The organism is Pigmentiphaga soli (assembly GCF_039541095.1).
Classification (GTDB): domain Bacteria; phylum Pseudomonadota; class Gammaproteobacteria; order Burkholderiales; family Burkholderiaceae_B; genus Pigmentiphaga; species Pigmentiphaga soli.
Window position 1 is genome coordinate 38,212 of the sequence record NZ_BAABFO010000031.1, and the last position, 17,167, is coordinate 55,378.

The following is a 17,167-nucleotide window of genomic DNA, read 5'->3' on the forward strand; positions in this document are numbered from 1 at the left end:
AACATTTCTGGAACAAAATTCTTTTATTTACCATTTTCAGTAAACGTTCCATAATTTTCCACAACCCGCGAAGCGGGGCGCCCGGTCAAAGTCCGGGCGCGTCGCCGCCGGTGCGGCGGCGGCGACTTTTTCCGATCCCGGTCGACGGGGTGAATGGGGGGAATGGCGGCATGGCGCGGATCTGGGACGCATTCTTGACCGAGCGGGACAAGGCCGTCATGCAGGCGGCCGGCTACGGCGCGCGCGGCGGCTTCGGCCGGCGCCCCGCCCTGCTTGTGGTCGACGTCAGCTACGCCTTCACGGGCGAGCGGCCCGAGCCGATCCTGCAATCGATCGAACGCTGGAACAACTCCTGCGGCGCCGAAAGCTGGGACGCCATTCCCCATATCGCCCGGCTGGCCGAACGGTTCCGGGCGCGGCGGCTGCCGGTCATCTATTCCACCGGCATCGCCCGCGCCGACAACTGGGACGCCTGCAGCTGGTCGTGGAAGAACAGCCGCACGGCGGCAGCCCCGGCGCCCGAACCTCGCCGCGACGGCAACCAGATCGTCGACGAACTCGCGCCGCAGCCATCCGACATTGTCATCACCAAGCAGAAGCCCAGCGCCTTCTTCGGCACCCAGCTGGCCAGCTACCTGGTCTATCTCGGCTGCGACAGCCTGGTCGTGACCGGCTGCACCACCAGCGGCTGCGTGCGCGCCACCGTGATCGACGCGTTCAGCCTGAACTTTCGCTCCACCGTGGTCGAGCAAGCCTGTTTCGACCGCTGCCAGGCCAGCCATGCCATCGCCCTGTTCGACCTGAACTGCAAATACGCCGACGTCGTCGCCACGCAGGAAGTCCTGGACTACGCCGACACGCTGCCGGCCGACCTGTTCCCGGCGCTGCCCAGCCGGCCCTGAACATGCGCGGCACGGAAGGTTACGACTACGTGATCGTCGGCGCCGGCTCGGCCGGCTGCGTGCTGGCCGACCGCCTGACCGAAGACGGTTCGGCCTCGGTGCTGCTGGTCGAGGCGGGCGGCTGGGACCGCGATCCGTTCATCAAGATCCCGATCGGCTGGGGCCGCCTGATGCAGAAACGCCTGCACGACTGGGGCTACGACACCGAACCCGACGCCGCCCTCGGCGGGCGCACCATGGAATGCACGCGCGGCCGGGTGATCGGCGGCTCGTCGTCGATCAATGCGATGGCCTATGTGCGCGGCAACCCCGGCGACTACGACCGCTGGGCCGGCTACGGCCTGCCCGGCTGGTCGTACGCGCACGTGCTGCCCTACTTCAAGCGCCAGGAACGCTGGCAGGACGGCGAAAGCCTGTACCGCGGCGGCAGCGGGCCGCTGTCCACCGTGCGCGCCAGCTATCGCGACCCGCTGTCGGCCGCCTGCCTGGAGGCGGCCGACAGCGCCGGCTTCCCGCGCACCGACGACTACAACGGCGCGCGGCAGGAAGGCTTCGGCATCCTGCAGTCGACCATCGGCAAGGGGCGCCGCTGCAGCGCCGCCGACGCCTACCTGCGCCCCGCGCTGGGGCGGGCCAACCTCACGGTGGCCACCGGCGCCCTGGTGACCGGCATCGCCTTCGAGGGCGAGCGCGCCGTGGCGGTGGAATACCGCCGCGGGGGCCGCGCCCGCAAGGCGGCGGCGCGGCGCGAGATCATTCTGTGCGCCGGCACGATGAACACGCCGCAGATCCTGATGCTGTCGGGCATCGGCGACCCCGCCGAACTGGCCCGCCACGGCATCCGCACCCGCGTGGCGCTGCCCGGCGTAGGCGCCAATCTGCAGGACCACCTTACCGTGGCGGTCGAATTCCGGCGGCGCGAAAGCGGGCCCTTCGTCCACCACATGCGCGCCGACCGCCTGCTGGCGGGCCTGGGCCAGGCCTACTTGCGCGGCACCGGCTTCGCCACCGACCTGCCCAGCGGATGGACGGCCTTCCTGCGCACGCCCCTGGCCGGTGCCCTGCCGGACATCCAGCTCATCTTCCGCGCCGTGCCGATGGCCGCGGCGCCGTGGTTCCCCGGCGTGCGCAAGCCGTTCGAAGACGGCTTCGCGGTCCGCGCGGTGCTGGTGCGGCCGGAAAGCCGCGGCCGCGTCGCGCTGCGTTCGGCCGACCCCGCCGACAAGATCATGATCCGCCAGAACCTGCTGTCGGCCGGCCGCGACCGCGCCGTGATGCGCGCCGCCCTGCGCCTGATACGCGAGCTGGCTGCGCAGCCGGCGCTGCGCCGCTACATCGGCGCCGAGCTGGCGCCGGGCGAGGCGAACTGGTCCGACGCCGGCCTGGACCGCCACATCGACCGGTACGCGGCCACCGCCCACCACCCCGCCGGCACCTGCCGCATGGGCGGCGGCGACGATCCGGGGCTGGTGCTCGACCCCGCCTTCCGCGTGCGCGGCACGGCCGGGCTGCGGGTGGTCGACGCTTCGGCCTTCCCGGATCTGGTGGGGGGCAACATCAACGCGCCGGTCCTGATGATGGCCGAGAAGGCTGCCGACCTCATCCTCGGCCGCGAACCGCCGGCCCCGATCGCCGCGCGCACGCAGGCACGCACAAACACGCAACGGCAATACCAAGACCAGGGAAAGAAGAAGATGGAGTCCGCGCATCCATGAACGCACCAGCCACCCTCCGCCCGCCGGGCCGCCTGGCGTCGATCCACGACGCCATCACGCGCTTCGGCTTCTATTGCTCCGGCGCCTGCCTGGCCGCCATCGTGCTGTCGTACTGCTACGAAGTCGTCTCCCGCTACTTCTTCGCCGCGCCCACCACCTGGGCCTCGTCGCTCGTTTCCTACCTGCTCTGCTACACGGTTTTCCTGGCCATGCCGGAGCTCACGCGCGACCGCATCCACATCTTCATCAGCATCGTGCTAGACCAGATGCCCGTACGCGCGGCCACCCTGCTGCAGCACGGCGCCTACGTGATCGCGGCCCTGGCCTGCCTGGCGGCCGCCTGGTTCTGTTCCGAGGCGACCTGGACCCAGTACGTCCGCGGCATCTCTACCGTGAACGAATGGCCCGCGCCCAAGTGGCTGCTGTCGATCGCCATTCCCTACGGCTTTCTTTCCACCGCCATCTACTTCGGCCGGCTGGCGTTCGACGGCCAGCCCTATCAATCGCCGGAGGGCATCTGAACATGGCCTGGTGGGCAATCCTCCTCGTCGGCATGGCCACGCTGCTGGGCCTGATGTTCCTGGGCATGCCGATCTTCGTCTCGTTCCTGATCCTGAACGTGGTGGGCGTGCTGGCGCTGATCGGCCCCACCGGCTTCGGCATGTTCGCCAACAGCATCTACACCACCGCCACGCTGGCCGACCTGGCCGCGGTGCCGCTGTTCATCCTGATGGGCGAGCTGCTGTTCAAGTCGGGCGCGATGGAAGTCGTGATCGATTCGCTGGACCGCCTGGTGGGCAAGGTGCGCGGGCGGCAGTACGTGCTGTGCATCCTGCTGTCGGCGATCTGCGGCGCGCTGTCGGGCGCGGCCATGGCGGTGGCCGGGCTGCTGGGCCGCTCGCTGTACCCGACCATGGAAGCGCGCGGCTACGACCGCAAGCTGGCCACCGGCACCATCCTGGGCGGCGCCAGCCTGGACCCGATCATCCCGCCCAGCGTGCTGGCGATCGTGATCGCCTCGCTGGCGAAGGTGTCGACCGGGCAGATGCTGATCGCCGGCATCGTGCCGGGCCTGTTCCTGACGCTGCTGTTCCTGGCGTACGTGTTCATCCGCGTGCGCCTGAACCCTGCGCTCACGCCCGACGTGTCGGCCGAGCTGCGCGACCCCGCCACGCGCGGCAGCGCGCTGATGGCGATCGTGCGCATGCTGCCCGTGTCGATCATCTTCTTCATGGTGGTCGGCACCATCATGCTGGGCGCGGCCACGCCCACCGAAGCCGCGGCCACCGGCGTAGCGGCGTCCATCCTGCTGGCCTGGTATTACGGCGGGCTCAGCATGCGCATGCTGCTCGACGCGGTGGGGTCCGGCATCCGCGTGGCCGGCATCATGCTGGCCATCATGGCGGCGGCCACCATGTTCAGCCAATTGCTGATCTTCTCGGGCGCGCTCAATTCGCTCGGCGCCTTCATCCAGCACCTGCAGCTGCACCACGCGGCGATGCTGGCGGTGCTGCTGGTCGTGCCGTTCTTCCTGTTCATGTTCCTCGACCAGACCTCGGTGCTGATGGTGCTGATTCCGCTGTACCTGCCCATCATCGGCATCTATCACTTCGACCAGATCTGGTTCTGGACGCTGATCCTGATCATCGCCACGGTGGGCGGCATCTCGCCGCCCTTCGGCTACACGCTGTACGCGTTCAAGAGCGCGGTGCCGTCGATGCCGACGCGGCTGCTGTTCAGCGCGGCGTGGCCCTTCGTGTGGCTGATCATGCTGGGGGCGCTGCTGATGATCGTGTTCCCCTCCATCATCACTTTCCTTCCCTACCTGGTGCGGTCATGAGCGTCCCCTCGAACCAAGTCCGCTTCGTCGACACCACGGTGCGCGACGGCCAGCAGTCGCTGTGGGCCACCAATATGCGCACCGCCATGATGCTGCCGGTGCTGCCCACGCTGGACGAAGCCGGCTTCGAGGCGATCGAGATCCACGCCAACAGCTTCGAGAAGAAGATCGTGCGCGAGCTGAAGGAGGATCCGTTCGAGCGCCTGCGGCTGTGCCGCGAACGCGCGCCGCGCACGCCGCTGCGCATCATCCGCGGCCGTTCGCTGATGTCGTTCCAGACCGCGCCGCGCGCGATGGAAGAACTGTGGTACCGGACGATGGGAGCCTACGGCATCCGCGAGATACGCACGTCCGATTCCTCGCATACCGCATCGAACTGGCACGAGCACGTGGAGATGGCGCGCGCCGCCGGCCTGGACACGATCATCAACCTGATCTTCTCGATCTCGCCGCGCCATACCGACGACTACTACGCGCAGAAGGCGCGCGAGGCCGCGGCGCTCAAGCCCTACCGCATCTGCCTCAAGGACCCCGGCGCGCTGTTCACGCCCGAGCGGCTGCGCACGCTGGTGCCGGCGGTGCTGGCCAATGCCGGCGGCATCACGGTGGAGTTCCACACCCATTGCAACACCGGGCTGGGCGGCCTGTGCACGCTGGAGGCCATCAAGCTCGGCATCCGCACCGTCAACACCGCCATCCCGCCGATGGCCGAGGGCTCGTCCAACCCGTCCACCTTCGACGTGGCGCGCAACGCGCGCGTGCTGGGCTACGACACCGTGCTCGACGAAAGCCGGCTGCCCACGGTGGAAGCCCACCTGCGCGAGGTGGCCGCGCGCGAGAACCTGCCGGTGGGCATGCCGCTGCCCTACGACGCCGCGCACTACATCCACCAGGTGCCTGGCGGCATGATTTCCAACCTGCGCTTCCAGCTCAGCAACGCCGGGCTGATCGACCGCCTGCCGGCCGTGCTGGAAGAGATCGGCCGGGTGCGCGCCGATTTCGGCTATCCGATCATGGTCACGCCGTACTCCCAGTTCATGGGCGCGCAGGCGGTGATGAACGTGCTGGCCGGCGAACGCTACAAGACCGTCTCCGACGAGATCATCCACTATGCGCTGGGCACCTGGGGCGCGGACGAACGCGACGCGATCGACCCCGATGTGCGCGACCGCGTGCTGGCCCGGCCGCGCGCGAAGGAACTCGCGCGGCAGCCGGCGGACGAGCCCAGCCTGGCCGAGCTGCGGCGGCGCTACGGCGGCCCCGGCGTATCCGACGAAGAGATGATGCTGCGCATCTTCACCGACAAGGAAACCGTCGACGCGATGAAGGCGGCCCGCGGCGGCGGACCGTGGAGCGCGGGCGGCGGCATCGCCGGCCTGATCGAACGAGTGTCGCGGCAGCGGCGCGTGGCCTTCGTCCAGGTCCAGGCCGGCGACATGCGGCTGCGCATCGGCCGCGCCGCCGCCCCGGATACCAGCCCCCAAGGAATGAAATGAGCAAGTTGGATGCGTTGAGCGACGCGGAGATCGCTAAAATCGGCAAGCTGGTCGAGGTGCTGGACAAATCGGCCTTCGATTTCATGACGCTGGAGCTGGGCGACTTCCGGCTGACGGTGGGCACCGGCAACGCGGCCGCCGGGCTGGCCGGCGGCCCGGCGGCCGGGCCCGTACATCCGGTGCCGTCCGGGGCCGCCGGCAGCGCGCCGGCGCCGGCGCCGATGCCGATGCCGGCCACGGCGCAATCCGCCGCGGCTGCGGCAAGCCCGGCCCAGGCCGCAGATTCCGGCGCGCCCGGATCGGCAGCGCCTTCATCCCCGGCATCACAGCCGCCGTCGGCCGAAGCCGTCCCCGGCGCGGTCGACGTCACCGCCACCACCATGGGCCGCTTCTATTCGCGCCCCGAACCGAACGCCGCGCCCTTCGTGTCGGTCGGCGCGCAGGTCGAATCCAGTTCCACCGTCGGCCTGATCGAGGTGATGAAGCTGTTCAACAGCGTCGCCGCCGGCGTCGACGGCGTCGTCGCGCAGATCTGCGTGGAAGACGGCCAGCTGGTGGAGTACGGCCAGGTGCTGATGCGCGTGTGCCCGGCCGGCGCGGCGGGCTGAGCGCCATGGCCATCGCCCGCGTCCTGGTGGCCAACCGCGGCGAGATCGCGGTCCGCATCGTGCGCGCCTGCCAGGCGCTGGACATCGAAACGGTGGTCGCCGTTTCCGATGCCGACCGCCACAGCCTGGCGGCGCGCATCGCCGACCGCGCCTTCTGCGTCGGCGCCGCCAGCGCCGCCGAAAGCTACCTGAACGCCCCGCGGATGGTGGCGGCCGCGGTCGAGACCGGCTGCGACGCGCTGCACCCCGGCTACGGCTTCCTGGCCGAATCGCCCGAACTCGCCCGGCTCTGCATCGACCACGGCGTGGCGTTCGTCGGTCCCAGCTCGGAACAGATCCGCCAGATGGGCAACAAGATCGAGGCGCGGGTGCTGGCGCGCCGCTACGGCATCCCGACCCTGCCCGGCTCCGAGAAGGTGGCCTCGGTGGCCGAGGCCGCCGCGGTGGCCGAACGCGTGGGCCTGCCGCTGATGATGAAGGCCGCGGCCGGCGGCGGCGGCCGCGGCATGAAGATCGTCGAGCGCATCGAAGACCTGCCCGGGCTGTTCGCGCGCGCCTCGGCCGAGGCCGGCGCCGCCTTCGGCGACAGCACGATCTACCTGGAGCGCTACATCGCCAACGCGCGCCATGTGGAAGTACAGGTACTGGGCGACAAGTTCGGCAACGTCATCCACCTGGGCGAACGCGACTGCTCGCTGCAGCGCCGGCACCAGAAGATGGTGGAAGAAGCCCCGGCGCCCAACCTGCCGGAGGCCCTGCGCCGCGGCATCCGCGACGCCGCCGTCACGCTGGCGGCCCGCTTCGGCTACGAAAACGCCGGCACCGTCGAATTCATCGTCGACCAGGACGCCGCCGCCTTCTACTTCCTGGAAATGAACACGCGCATCCAGGTCGAGCATCCGGTCACGGAAATGATCACCGGCATCGACCTGGTGCAGGAGCAGTTCCGCGTGGCGGCCGGCGAGCGGCTGCGCTTCGCGCAGGACGACGTGGTGTTCCGCGGCCACGCGATCGAATGCCGCATCAACGCCGAACTGCCGGAAGCCGACTTCCGCCCCAGCCCCGGCCGCATCACCGCCTGGCGGCCGCCCGAGGGCCCCAACATCCGGCTCGACACGCATTGCCATGCCGATTACCTGGTGCCGATGTTTTACGACTCGATGCTGGCCAAGCTGGTCGTCTACGGCAGCGACCGCGCCGAGGCGATCGCCCGCATGGCGCGCGCGCTGCGCCGCTTCGCGGTCGAAGGCATCCACACCACGCTGCCGTTCCAGCGCTTCCTGATCGACCGGCCGGAGTTCCGCGACGCCACCATGCGCACCACCCTGGTCGATGAGCTGACGGCCCCCCCTACGCGCTTCGCGCGCCCCCCGGGGGGCGATGCGCGCGGACCGGCGGAGCCGGATCCGCCGCATCCTGGATCGGGCCGGGCGCAGCGCCTTGGAGAACGGATATGAGCTGTGTCGTTGCCGACAAGAGCGTGATCGTGACCGGGGCCGCCAGCGGCATCGGCAAGGCCTGCGCGGCCTATCTGCTGGCCGGCGGCAACCGCGTGCTGGCGATGGACCTCGACATGGTCCGCCTGGCGGCGGCCTTTCCCGAGCGCGACGAGCAGCAGCTCGTCCTGTTCGCCGGCGACGTGTCGCAGGCCCCGGCCTGCGTGGCGGCGGTGGAAGCCGCCTGCCGGCAGTTCGGCAGGCTCGACGCGCTCATGCACTGGGCCGGCAGGCACTCGATCAAGACCTGGGACGAACTGACGGCCGAAGACTTCGCCGACCTGCTCGCGGTCAACGTGACGGGCGCCTTCCTGATGGCCCAGGCCGCGGCCCGGCGCATGAAGGACGACGGCGGCGGCGCGATCGTGCTGACCGGCTCCACCGCCGTCATCCACGCCCCGATCGGCGGCAAGGCCGGCAACGGCGGCCCGGCCTACGTCACCGCGAAGGCGGCCGTCACCGGCCTGGTCCGCACCCTGGCGCGCGCGCTCGGCTCCCACGGCATCCGCGTCAACGGCATCGCCCCCGGCGTGACCGAAACGCCGATGATCGGCAACTACTCCGAACAGTCGCGCCAGGCGCAGATCGCGCAGTCGCCGATGGGCCGGATCGGCTCGGCCGAGGAAGTGGCCGAGGCCGGCTGCCTGCTGATCGCCGACGCCTCGCGCTACGTCTCGGGCGAGATGCTGATCGTCAACGGCGCCACCAGCTTCGGCTGAGCCGGCAGCGCCATTCCATGCACACATGTCAGCCTATGCCAACCGCCTCCACCTCGCATCGACCCACGCCCCAGGCCCGGGATGCGACGGATCCGGCTTCGCCGGTCCGCGCGCATCGCTCCCCGGGGGCGCGCGAAGCGCGTAGGGGGGCCCTACAGGAGCCGCGATGAAAGTCGGCAAGCAGGACCATCCATTCACCGCGATCAGCACCTCGGACGCGCACTCCATCAATATCCGCGGCAGGGAGCTGGCGCGCGACCTGATCGGCCGGGTCAGCTTCACCGATCATTTCTTCCTGCTGGTGACCGGCGGCATGCCCTCGCCCGACCAGAGCGCCATGCTCGATGCCGTGCTGGTGGCGATCGCCGAGCACGGGCTGGTGCCCAGCAACCAGGCGGCGCGCATGACGCTGGCCGCCGCGCCCGACGCCATGCAGGGCGCGGTGGCGGCCGGCATCCTGGGCTGCGGCTCGGTGGTGCTGGGGGCGTCGGAATCCTGCGGCCGCTTCCTGGCGCGGATCCTGACCCGCGCCGGGCAGGAACAGCTGCCGCCCGAGGAAGCCGCCCGCAAGGAACTGGCCGAGATGCGCGCCGCGCGCCTGCCGGTGCCCGGCTACGGCCATTCCCAGCACCGCGAGGGCGACCCGCGCGCGATCCGCCTGCTGGCGCTGGCGCGCGAGCGCGGCGTGGCCGGCGCCCACGTCGCGCTGCTGGAACGGATCGAGCCGCTCATCCCCGGCATCTACGGCCGCGAATTGCCGATCAACGTGTCGGGCGCCATCCCGGCCGTGATGCTCGACGCCGGCTTCCCGCTGGCCGCGCTCAAGGGCATCCCGATCCTGGCCCGCACCGCCAGCCTGATCGCCCACCTGTGCGAAGAGGCCGAGCGCCCGATCGGCTTCATCCTGGCCGGCCACGCGGCCGAGGCCATCGGCTACGACGGCCCGCCGCTGGGAGGACCGCATGCCTAGCGTCCTGAACGGCATCCGCGTCGTCGAGCAGGGAACCTTCATCACCGGCCCGGCGGCCGGCATGATGCTGGGCGACCTCGGCGCCGACGTCATCAAGGTCGAGCAGCCCGATGCCGGCGACCCCTTCCGCGCCTTCCGCGGCGGCCTCTACAGCCCGCACTTCCAGGCCTACAACCGCAACAAGCGCAGCATCGCGCTCGACATCCGCAAGGACGAAGACCGCGCCATCTTCGACGACCTGATCCGCAGCGCCGACGTCTACATCCAGAACTTCCGCCCCGGCGCGGCCGACAAGCTGGGCGCGGGCGAAGAGCGCCTGCGCGCGCTGAACCCGCGGCTGGTCTACTGCTCGATCAGCGGCTTCGGCAAGACCGGCCCGGCGCGCCAGCGGCCGGCCTACGATACCGTGGCGCAGGCCGCCAGCGGCTTCCTGCACCTGCTGGTCAATCCGAAGAACCCGCGCGTGGTCGGCCCGGCCATCGCCGATGCGGTCACCGGCTTCTACGCCGCCTACGGCGTGCTGGGCGCGCTGTACGAACGCGAACGCACCGGCCGCGGCCGCTCGGTGGACGTTTCCATGCTGGAATCGATGTGCCACTTCAACATCGACGCCTTCACCCACTACTTCACCATCGGCGACGTCATGGGCCCGTACAGCCGCCCGCGCGCGTCGCAGTCCTACGTGATGGAGTGCGCCGACGGCAAATGGCTGGCGCTGCACATGTCCTCGCCGCCCAAGTTCTGGGAATCGCTGGCCAAGGCGATCGGGCTGCCCGACCTGTTCGACGACCCGCGCTTCGCCGACCGCTTCGCCCGCATCGACAACTACGAAGACCTGACGCAGACGCTGGCGGCCGAGTTCATCAAGCGGCCGCGCGCCGAATGGTGCCGCCTGCTGGAGGCCGGGGACGTGCCGCACTCGCCCGTGCAGCATACCGACGAGGTGCTGGCCGACGAACAGGTGCGGCACCTGCAGATCGCCACCTCCGCGCGGCATCCGACGATGGGCGAATTCCGCTCGGTGCGCAGCCCGGTCAGCTACGATGCCGACCGCACGCCGCTGGCCGAGGCGCCGCCCACGCTGGACGAACACCGGCAGGAAATACTGCGCGAACTCGGCCGGCAGTGAGCGGCGGGCCGGCCGCCGCGCGGAACGGCCGGCATCGCTCCGGGGCCTAGTTGTTGGTGATGTTGGCCGCCTGCAGCATCTTGCGCCACTTCACGATTTCCTCGCGCACGTAGGCATCGGCCTCTTGCGGCGTATTGACGATCGGCTTGAGCCCGTTCTCCTTCAGCACCTTCTTGACGCCCTCGTCCTCCAGCGAGGCCTTGGCCGCCTTGTACAAGACGTCGAGGATGGCCGGCGGCGTCCCGGCCGGCGCCAGAATGCCGTACCAGGAGTCGATGGCGTCGACCTGCAGCCCCGTCTCGCGGATCGACGGCACGTCGGGCAGCACCGGCGTGCGGTCGGCCGACGTCACGGCCAGCGGCACCAGCGAGCCGTCCTTGAGCTGGCCGGCGATGGGGATCGGACTCACGCAGAAAAACTGCACGCGGCCGCTGAGCAGGTCGGCCGTCGTCTGGCCCGCGCCCTTGTAGGGGATGTGGACCATGGAGATGCCGGCGGCATGCTTGATGGCCTCCACCGCCAGCTGCCCGGGCGAGCCCGGGCCCGACGACGCGTACGAGAAGCGGTGCGGATCGGCCTTGGCGGCCTTGATCAGGTCGGGCAGGCTGCGGATGCCCAGCGCGGCCGGCACCACGCAGACCAGCGGCGAGCTGGCCAGGATGGTGGCGGGCGAGAAGTCCTTGATCGAGTCGTAGGGCAGCTTGGGCACCAGCGTGGCGTTGACGGCGTGGGTGACGGTGCCGAGCAGCAGCGTGTTGCCGTTGGGCGCAGCGCGGGCCACGAAATCGGTGCCTATCACCTGCCCGGCGCCGCCCTTGTTCTCGATCACGAAGGTCTGCTTGAGGTTGGCGCCGATGGCCTGCGCGAACGCCCGCCCGATGATGTCGGTGGCGCCGCCCGCGGCATACGGGACGATGACCCGCACGGGTTCCTTGGGATAGCCGTTGGCGGCGCCTTGCGCCAGGCAGGGCTGCAGGGCCGCCAGCCCCATTGCCGCCGATACCGTTCCGGCCGCGAACCGGATTGCTTGGATGCGTTTCACATTGTCTCCTGTGTCTTGTCTTGCATGCGGTTGCGCCGGCCCGGCCGCGGACCGGCGCGCGGGCGCCTCAGCCGCGCAGGGTTTCGGCGATCAGGCGGTCGTACTCGGCCTGCCTCGTCAGGCGATCGATGAGTTCGTCGGACGCGACGTCCTTGATCCCGGCAGGCGCCACGCCCGTGGCCAGCTGATGCATGACCTCGCGCATCGCCTTGATGGCCGCCATATAAGGCTTGTGGCCCTGCAGCACCACGCGCACGCGGTGCTCGACCAGGAACGGACGGTCGTCGAGTTCGGGCGTGATGCGCCCCAGGATGACCGGCAGCCGGGTGGCCGCCGACACGGCCTCGACCTGGGCCCGCGTCTTGGGGCTGCTGAGGAAGATGGCGTCGGCGCCGGCCTGCTCGAAGGCCCGCACCCGCTCCACGATCTCGCCGATCGGCGCCAGCGACAGCGTGGTGCGCGCGATCACGACGGTGGCCGGATCGGTGCGGCCGGCGATGGCGGCCTTGATCTTGCCCACCGCCTCGGCGGCCGGGATCAGCGCTTCCCGGCCGCTGGCGCCGAACGGCACGGGCAGCAGCGTGTCTTCGATGGTCAGCGCCGCCACGCCGGCCGCTTCCAGTTCTTCCACCGTCCGCTGCACGCTCAGGGCGTTGCCGAAGCCATGGTCGGCGTCGATCAGCAAGGGCAGGTCGGAGGCGCGGCTGATGCGCCGGCACAGGCCCGCCAGTTCCGACAGCGTCAGCACCACGAGGTCGGGCGCGCCGAGCACCGCCAGCGATGCGACCGAGCCGGCCAGCATGGCGATCTCGAAGCCTTCGTCCTGCGCGCAGCGGATGGAAAGCGGGTCGAATACGGAAGCGGGATGGACGACCCGCGGTTCCGCGATGAGCGCGCGCAAGCGCTCGCGTTTGGTGGTGGCCGAAAGGGCGCTCATTGGATGTTTCCTTGGTCTTGGTTGTCCGCGGCTTGCCAGCCGACCCAGCTGCACAGCGCCAGGCCCATGATCTGGGCCTTGTCGGCCTCGCTCAGGAAGGGCAGTTCTTCGGTGAAGTGCGTCACGATCCGGCGATACGGCGCGTCCACCCGGGTCATGTCCGAGCCCCAGAACACGCGGGCCGGCCCGAAGGCCTCGACCACCTGCCGCAGCGGCGCCCGCAGCCCGGGGTAGGGATAGGCCTCGCTCGAATAGCTGGGCAGCGCGGTGGCCTTGACCGCCACGTTGGCGCAGTCGGCCAGGCGCAGCAGTTCGGGCAGCCGCTGGAACGCCGCCGCGTCCTTGTTGGGACGCTCCATGGCGAGGTGGTCGATGATGACGCGCAGCGACGGATGCGCCCGCGCGATCCCGGCCACCGCGTCCAGCGCCCGCGGCGCATGGACCATGACCGGGATGCCGGCCTCGGCGGCCGCCGGCCAGATCCAGTCGGGCGCGCCGTCGAGCAGCGCGCGCAGGCCGGCTTCCTTGTGGAAGGTGAAGCGCAGGCCCAGCATGCCGGGCGCGCCGGCCAGCGCGGCCAGCTCCTTGCGGCCCTCGGCCTGTTCCAGGGGGATGCGGCAGAACGCGCCGAAGCGGCCGGGGTGGGCCTTGCAGGCTTCCAGCACCACGTCGTTGCGGTCGCCTTCCCACGAGGGCGGAATCAGGACCGCGCGGTCCACGCCGGCGGCGGCCATCTCCGCCAGCAGCTTTTCGGCCGACAGCGGTTCGGGACGGTGGGCGCGGTGCGCCTCGCCCGCAGGCCACGGGCGGTCCGGACGGTCGGCCGCCCAGATGTGCACTTGGGCATCGACGATCAGCATGCTCGTTCCTCAGCGCGAATGGGTCAGGGCGGCCGACCAGCTCGGCGGGATGTTGTCCAGCGACGGCGCCAGTTCGCCGCGCTCGACGCGCTTGACCAGTTCCACCAGGCGCGCGTTGTTCGGCGCGTCGATGCCGATCTGCTGGCCCTTGCGGACGATGAAGCCGTTGATCTCGTCGATCTCGGTGCGCCGGCCCTTGGCCATGTCCTGGCCCATCGAAGGCCGCTGCAGCGCGCCACGCCCGCCGGTGCCGGATTCGCCGATCAGGATCTCGTTGGCCTTGGCCAGCGCCTCGGCGTCGCCGCGGCTGGCGGCCAGCACCACGGCCGGATCGAGCTTGCCGATCCGCTCCAGCGAAAAGCCCAGCGCCTGGCCCACGGCCACGGCCTCGCCGCCCAGCAGCAGCGTGAAGTTGCGGATGTGGTCGTGCTGGTCGATCTCCCGGCCCGCCAGGCCGGTGGCCGCGGCGATGCCGTTGCGCATCGCGTTGTGGCACAGCTTGGACCAGCGCTCGCCCCACAGATTGGTGGTGGCCTTGGTGGTGTCGATCAGGCTCAGCATCTCGACCAGGCTGCGGATGCGGTCGGTTTCGCGGCCATGCACCTCGCCCACCCGGAACACGGTGTGGCCGGCGGCGCTCTTGGGCGCCTGGCGGCGGATCTTGCCCGGCTCGAACAGCTCGACCGAAATGCGCGAGGCGATGCAGCCCACGGTCTTGCCCCAGCCGACGATCTCGGCGATCGTTTCCTCGTTGATGCAGTTCTGCAGCGACACGACATAGCCCGACGGCGCCAGGTAGGGCTTGATCATCGTGGTGACCCAGGCCGTGTCGTACGACTTCATCGTGATGAAGGCGATGTCGATGGGGCCGCCCTTGGCCAGCTGCCCGATCTCGTACATGTGCAGCGTCTTCGGCCGGAACACCTGCGCCTCTTCGGCCGTCATGCCCGACAGCTGCACGCCGTCGCGGCGGATGGCCTCGATGTGGTCGTGCCAGAAATCGACCAGCGTCACGTCGTGGCCGGCGCTGGCCAGGTATCCGCCGACATATCCGCCGACCGCGCCGGCGCCCATGAAAACGATTCGCGGGGCCTTTGCGTCGACCTTCGGGTTGGCGGGGTTGGGCATCCTTGTCTCCTTCGGGTTTGAAAAACGTGGGGTCCGGCCATCGAAAGGACGGCCGCGGCCGCCGGGCGGCATCGCGGCGATGCGCCCGGTACGGAATGGTTCGACTTGCTTGGGGAAACCGCCGGCCGGCGCCGCGCGGTTCGTGGTGTGCCGATTTCTGCGGGCAAGTCTAGGCGAAGCCCATCGCGCCAGATAGGCGGCAAGGCTTAACGCGCGTTAACTTTTCATAAAGCCTCGGGCGCCGGAAGAAGCGGCGCGCGCGGCCGGACCGCTCAATCGCCGCGGCCGGCGCAAGCGGATACGGCCCCGTCGGCCAGCGTCGCGCCGTGCCACTTGCCTTCCAGCACCAGCGAGCGCGCGACGCTGCCGAGCACGACCCGCGCGGCCAGCGCAGCCGGCGACAGTTCGTCGTCCGACAGGCTGGCCAGGTGGCTGGCCCGCAGCAGCCGCGGCGAGGCGAGCTGGGTGACGATCAGCCCGGCGCCGTTGGCCCCGGCGATGGCCGAGCCCGGCTGGATCGAAGCGCCCAGGCCGGCCCGCACGGCGTTGAGCAGGATCGACAGGCCGTCGATTTCCGCCGCCACCCTGGGTTCCAGCTTTTTCTTGTGGAAAGCTTCGAAGGTCAGGGTGCGCAGGGTATGGGGCGCGCTCGGTATCAGCAGCGGCAGGTCGGCGATTTCCTCGACCGATACCTGCGGGCCGGTAGGCATGCCAGGCAGCCCCGGCGCGCCCACCAGCAGCAATTCTTCCTGCAGCAGAGGCACCGCGCTCCAGCGGCGCGCCTCGTGGTCGTCGAACAGGATCGCCAGGTCGATCCGGCGGGTGTTCAGCAAAGACAGCAGATTGGCCGACAGGCCTTCGAACAGGCGCAGGCGGATGCCCGGATAGCGCTCGCCCATGGTGGCGATGAAAGGCACGCTCAGCATGGCCGCGGTCGACTGCGCCAGCCCGACCGAGACGGTTCCGGTCAGGCGGCCCTTCTGGACGAGGTTGGTGGCGTTGTCGAGCTGCCGCAGGATGAGCTGGGCCTGCTGGAACAGCGTCAGGCCCGCTTCGGTCGCCTGCACGCCGGTGGCGCGCCGCAGCAGCAGCCGCGTGGCCAGCTGCCCTTCGAGCCGGCTGACCTGCTGGCTGAGCGTGGCCGTGGTGGTGCCGAGCTCGGCGGCCGCGCGCCCCATGCTGCCGTGCTCGATGATCTTCACGAAATATCGGAGCTGTCTGATCTCCATCTCTTGGGCAACGACGGAAATCCGATTGTGGCTTGTGCGGCGCAGCGCCTGGGCAGCGAAGGCATCCGGCCTGCCTGGACATGCAGGCCGGAACGGGAATGGCGCGCCCGGCTGGGATCGAACCAGCAACCCCTGCCTTCGGAGAGCAGTACTCTATCCATTGAGCTACGGGCGCGAAGCCGTTTATTGTACCCTGCCCGGCGGGGTTTCGTCTCGGCCGGCGTACAAGGCGGGATCGCGCGGTTTCCGGCGGCGGCGCGGCCGGGATTGAGCCGATCCGGGGCACTGCCGTTATAATCAGGTGTTTGTGTGCGAATAAAGAGCGCGATGTTGCAACGCGAAGTGGCCCGTTTCCGGCGGGCGGCTGCAGTAAAAAGCGCACAGAACCGTACGAGACAGACGCACCCGCTTCAGCTTCGACCACCCATAACCCGTCTCGCACCGGGCATCCGTTCCGGGCGGCAGACCTGCAGGATTTGGCAATGAGCAACGAGCAGCAGAACCACTCGGAAGAACACGAATCGGCGATCAAGACGCCCCGGCAGCTGATCACCGTGGTCATACTGGCCTTCCTGGTCCCGATCGTCATCATCCTGCTGCTCGTGAACTTCGTCGCCAACAGCACGCGGTCCAACGCCGGCTCCAACGCGCAAAGCCCCGACGCCATCGCCGCGCGCATCGCGCCGGTGGCCGGCTTCGAGCTGCGCGACGCCAACGCGCCGCGCGTGTTCCAGACCGGCGAGGCCGTGTTCAAGGCCGTCTGCTCCACCTGTCATGCCGCCGGCGTAGCCGGCGCGCCCAAGTTCGGCGACAGCGCCGCCTGGGCCAAGTACGTCCAGACCGGCTTCGACGCCATGCTGCAGGTTGCGCTGCACGGCAAGGGCGCGATGCCGGCCAAGGGCGGCAACCCCGACCTGGACGATTTCGAAGTGGCCCGCGCGGTGGTCTACATGGCCAACAACAGCGGCGCCAACTTCCCCGAGCCGGCCGAACCCAAGCCCGCCGCGCCGGCGGCCGAGGCCGATGCCGGCGCCGCGCCGGCCGAGGCGCCCGCCGCTGCTGCGCCCGCGCCTGCAACCGCCGCCGCCGCTGCGCC

16 protein-coding genes and 1 tRNA gene are annotated in these 17,167 nt (G+C 70.0%); 11 read left to right on the plus strand and 6 right to left on the minus strand.

Going from position 1 to position 17,167, the window contains the following annotated elements; genetic code table 11:
- Positions 1-194: 194 nt before the first annotated feature.
- From ABD927_RS22005 to ABD927_RS22050, 10 genes are all read left to right on the plus strand, one after another.
- Entirely contained in the window at positions 195-902 is a 708-nt protein-coding gene (locus tag ABD927_RS22005) for an isochorismatase family protein (RefSeq protein ID WP_345252031.1), read from the plus strand.
- Between the two features lie 2 nt (positions 903-904).
- Positions 905-2,617, plus strand: coding sequence for a GMC family oxidoreductase (locus tag ABD927_RS22010; protein ID WP_345252032.1), 1,713 nt, complete (start codon positions 905-907; stop codon positions 2,615-2,617).
- The gene (locus ABD927_RS22015) at positions 2,614-3,138 is read left to right on the plus strand and encodes a TRAP transporter small permease (protein WP_345252033.1); all 525 of its coding nucleotides are present in this window, start codon (positions 2,614-2,616) and stop codon (positions 3,136-3,138) included. The genes ABD927_RS22010 and ABD927_RS22015 overlap by 4 nt, the downstream gene beginning before the upstream one ends.
- 2 nt (positions 3,139-3,140) lie before the next feature.
- A complete protein-coding gene (locus ABD927_RS22020) occupies positions 3,141-4,457 on the plus strand; it encodes a TRAP transporter large permease (protein WP_345252034.1) in 1,317 nt (438 codons plus the stop codon).
- Positions 4,454-5,953, plus strand: coding sequence for a carboxylase (locus ABD927_RS22025; RefSeq protein ID WP_345252035.1), 1,500 nt, complete (start codon positions 4,454-4,456; stop codon positions 5,951-5,953). Before ABD927_RS22020 ends, ABD927_RS22025 begins: the two co-directional genes overlap by 4 nt.
- The gene (locus tag ABD927_RS22030; RefSeq protein WP_345252036.1) at positions 5,950-6,561 is read left to right on the plus strand and encodes a biotin/lipoyl-containing protein; all 612 of its coding nucleotides are present in this window, start codon (positions 5,950-5,952) and stop codon (positions 6,559-6,561) included. Before ABD927_RS22025 ends, ABD927_RS22030 begins: the two co-directional genes overlap by 4 nt.
- A 5-nt stretch (positions 6,562-6,566) precedes the next feature.
- Positions 6,567-8,018 carry an acetyl-CoA carboxylase biotin carboxylase subunit gene (locus ABD927_RS22035; RefSeq protein ID WP_345252037.1) on the plus strand — a complete coding sequence of 484 codons (1,452 nt, stop codon included), beginning with the start codon at positions 6,567-6,569 and terminating at the stop codon, positions 8,016-8,018.
- Entirely contained in the window at positions 8,015-8,776 is a 762-nt protein-coding gene (locus tag ABD927_RS22040; RefSeq protein WP_345252038.1) for an SDR family NAD(P)-dependent oxidoreductase, read from the plus strand. Before ABD927_RS22035 ends, ABD927_RS22040 begins: the two co-directional genes overlap by 4 nt.
- A 166-nt stretch (positions 8,777-8,942) precedes the next feature.
- A complete protein-coding gene (locus ABD927_RS22045; protein ID WP_345252039.1) occupies positions 8,943-9,746 on the plus strand; it encodes a citryl-CoA lyase in 804 nt (267 codons plus the stop codon).
- The gene (locus tag ABD927_RS22050) at positions 9,739-10,875 is read left to right on the plus strand and encodes a CaiB/BaiF CoA transferase family protein (protein ID WP_345252040.1); all 1,137 of its coding nucleotides are present in this window, start codon (positions 9,739-9,741) and stop codon (positions 10,873-10,875) included. The genes ABD927_RS22045 and ABD927_RS22050 overlap by 8 nt, the downstream gene beginning before the upstream one ends.
- Positions 10,876-10,921: 46 nt before the next feature.
- Here ABD927_RS22050 and ABD927_RS22055 read toward each other — a convergent pair whose 3' ends face one another.
- The 6 genes from ABD927_RS22055 to ABD927_RS22080 all read right to left on the minus strand — a co-directional run bounded on the left by ABD927_RS22055 (position 10,922) and on the right by ABD927_RS22080 (position 16,246).
- Positions 10,922-11,917: a Bug family tripartite tricarboxylate transporter substrate binding protein gene (locus ABD927_RS22055; protein WP_345252041.1), complete on the minus strand. Its 996-nt coding sequence runs from the start codon at positions 11,915-11,917 to the stop codon at positions 10,922-10,924.
- Between the two features lie 67 nt (positions 11,918-11,984).
- Positions 11,985-12,854, minus strand: coding sequence for an isocitrate lyase/PEP mutase family protein (locus ABD927_RS22060; RefSeq protein WP_345252042.1), 870 nt, complete (start codon positions 12,852-12,854; stop codon positions 11,985-11,987).
- A complete protein-coding gene (locus ABD927_RS22065; protein WP_345252043.1) occupies positions 12,851-13,714 on the minus strand; it encodes an amidohydrolase family protein in 864 nt (287 codons plus the stop codon). The genes ABD927_RS22060 and ABD927_RS22065 overlap by 4 nt, the downstream gene beginning before the upstream one ends.
- A 9-nt stretch (positions 13,715-13,723) precedes the next feature.
- Positions 13,724-14,842, minus strand: a complete 1,119-nt coding sequence (locus ABD927_RS22070; RefSeq protein WP_345252044.1) for a ketopantoate reductase family protein — start codon at positions 14,840-14,842, stop codon at positions 13,724-13,726.
- A gap of 272 nt (positions 14,843-15,114) precedes the next feature.
- Positions 15,115-16,071, minus strand: coding sequence for a LysR substrate-binding domain-containing protein (locus ABD927_RS22075; protein ID WP_345252045.1), 957 nt, complete (start codon positions 16,069-16,071; stop codon positions 15,115-15,117).
- Positions 16,072-16,170: 99 nt separating this feature from the next.
- Positions 16,171-16,246: transfer RNA gene (locus ABD927_RS22080), tRNA-Arg, on the minus strand.
- 307 nt (positions 16,247-16,553) lie between these two features.
- On the opposite strand from ABD927_RS22080, the gene ABD927_RS22085 reads away from it, so the two are divergent.
- On the plus strand, positions 16,554-17,167 hold a 614-nt coding region (locus tag ABD927_RS22085; RefSeq protein ID WP_345252046.1), incomplete at its 3' end, for a c-type cytochrome.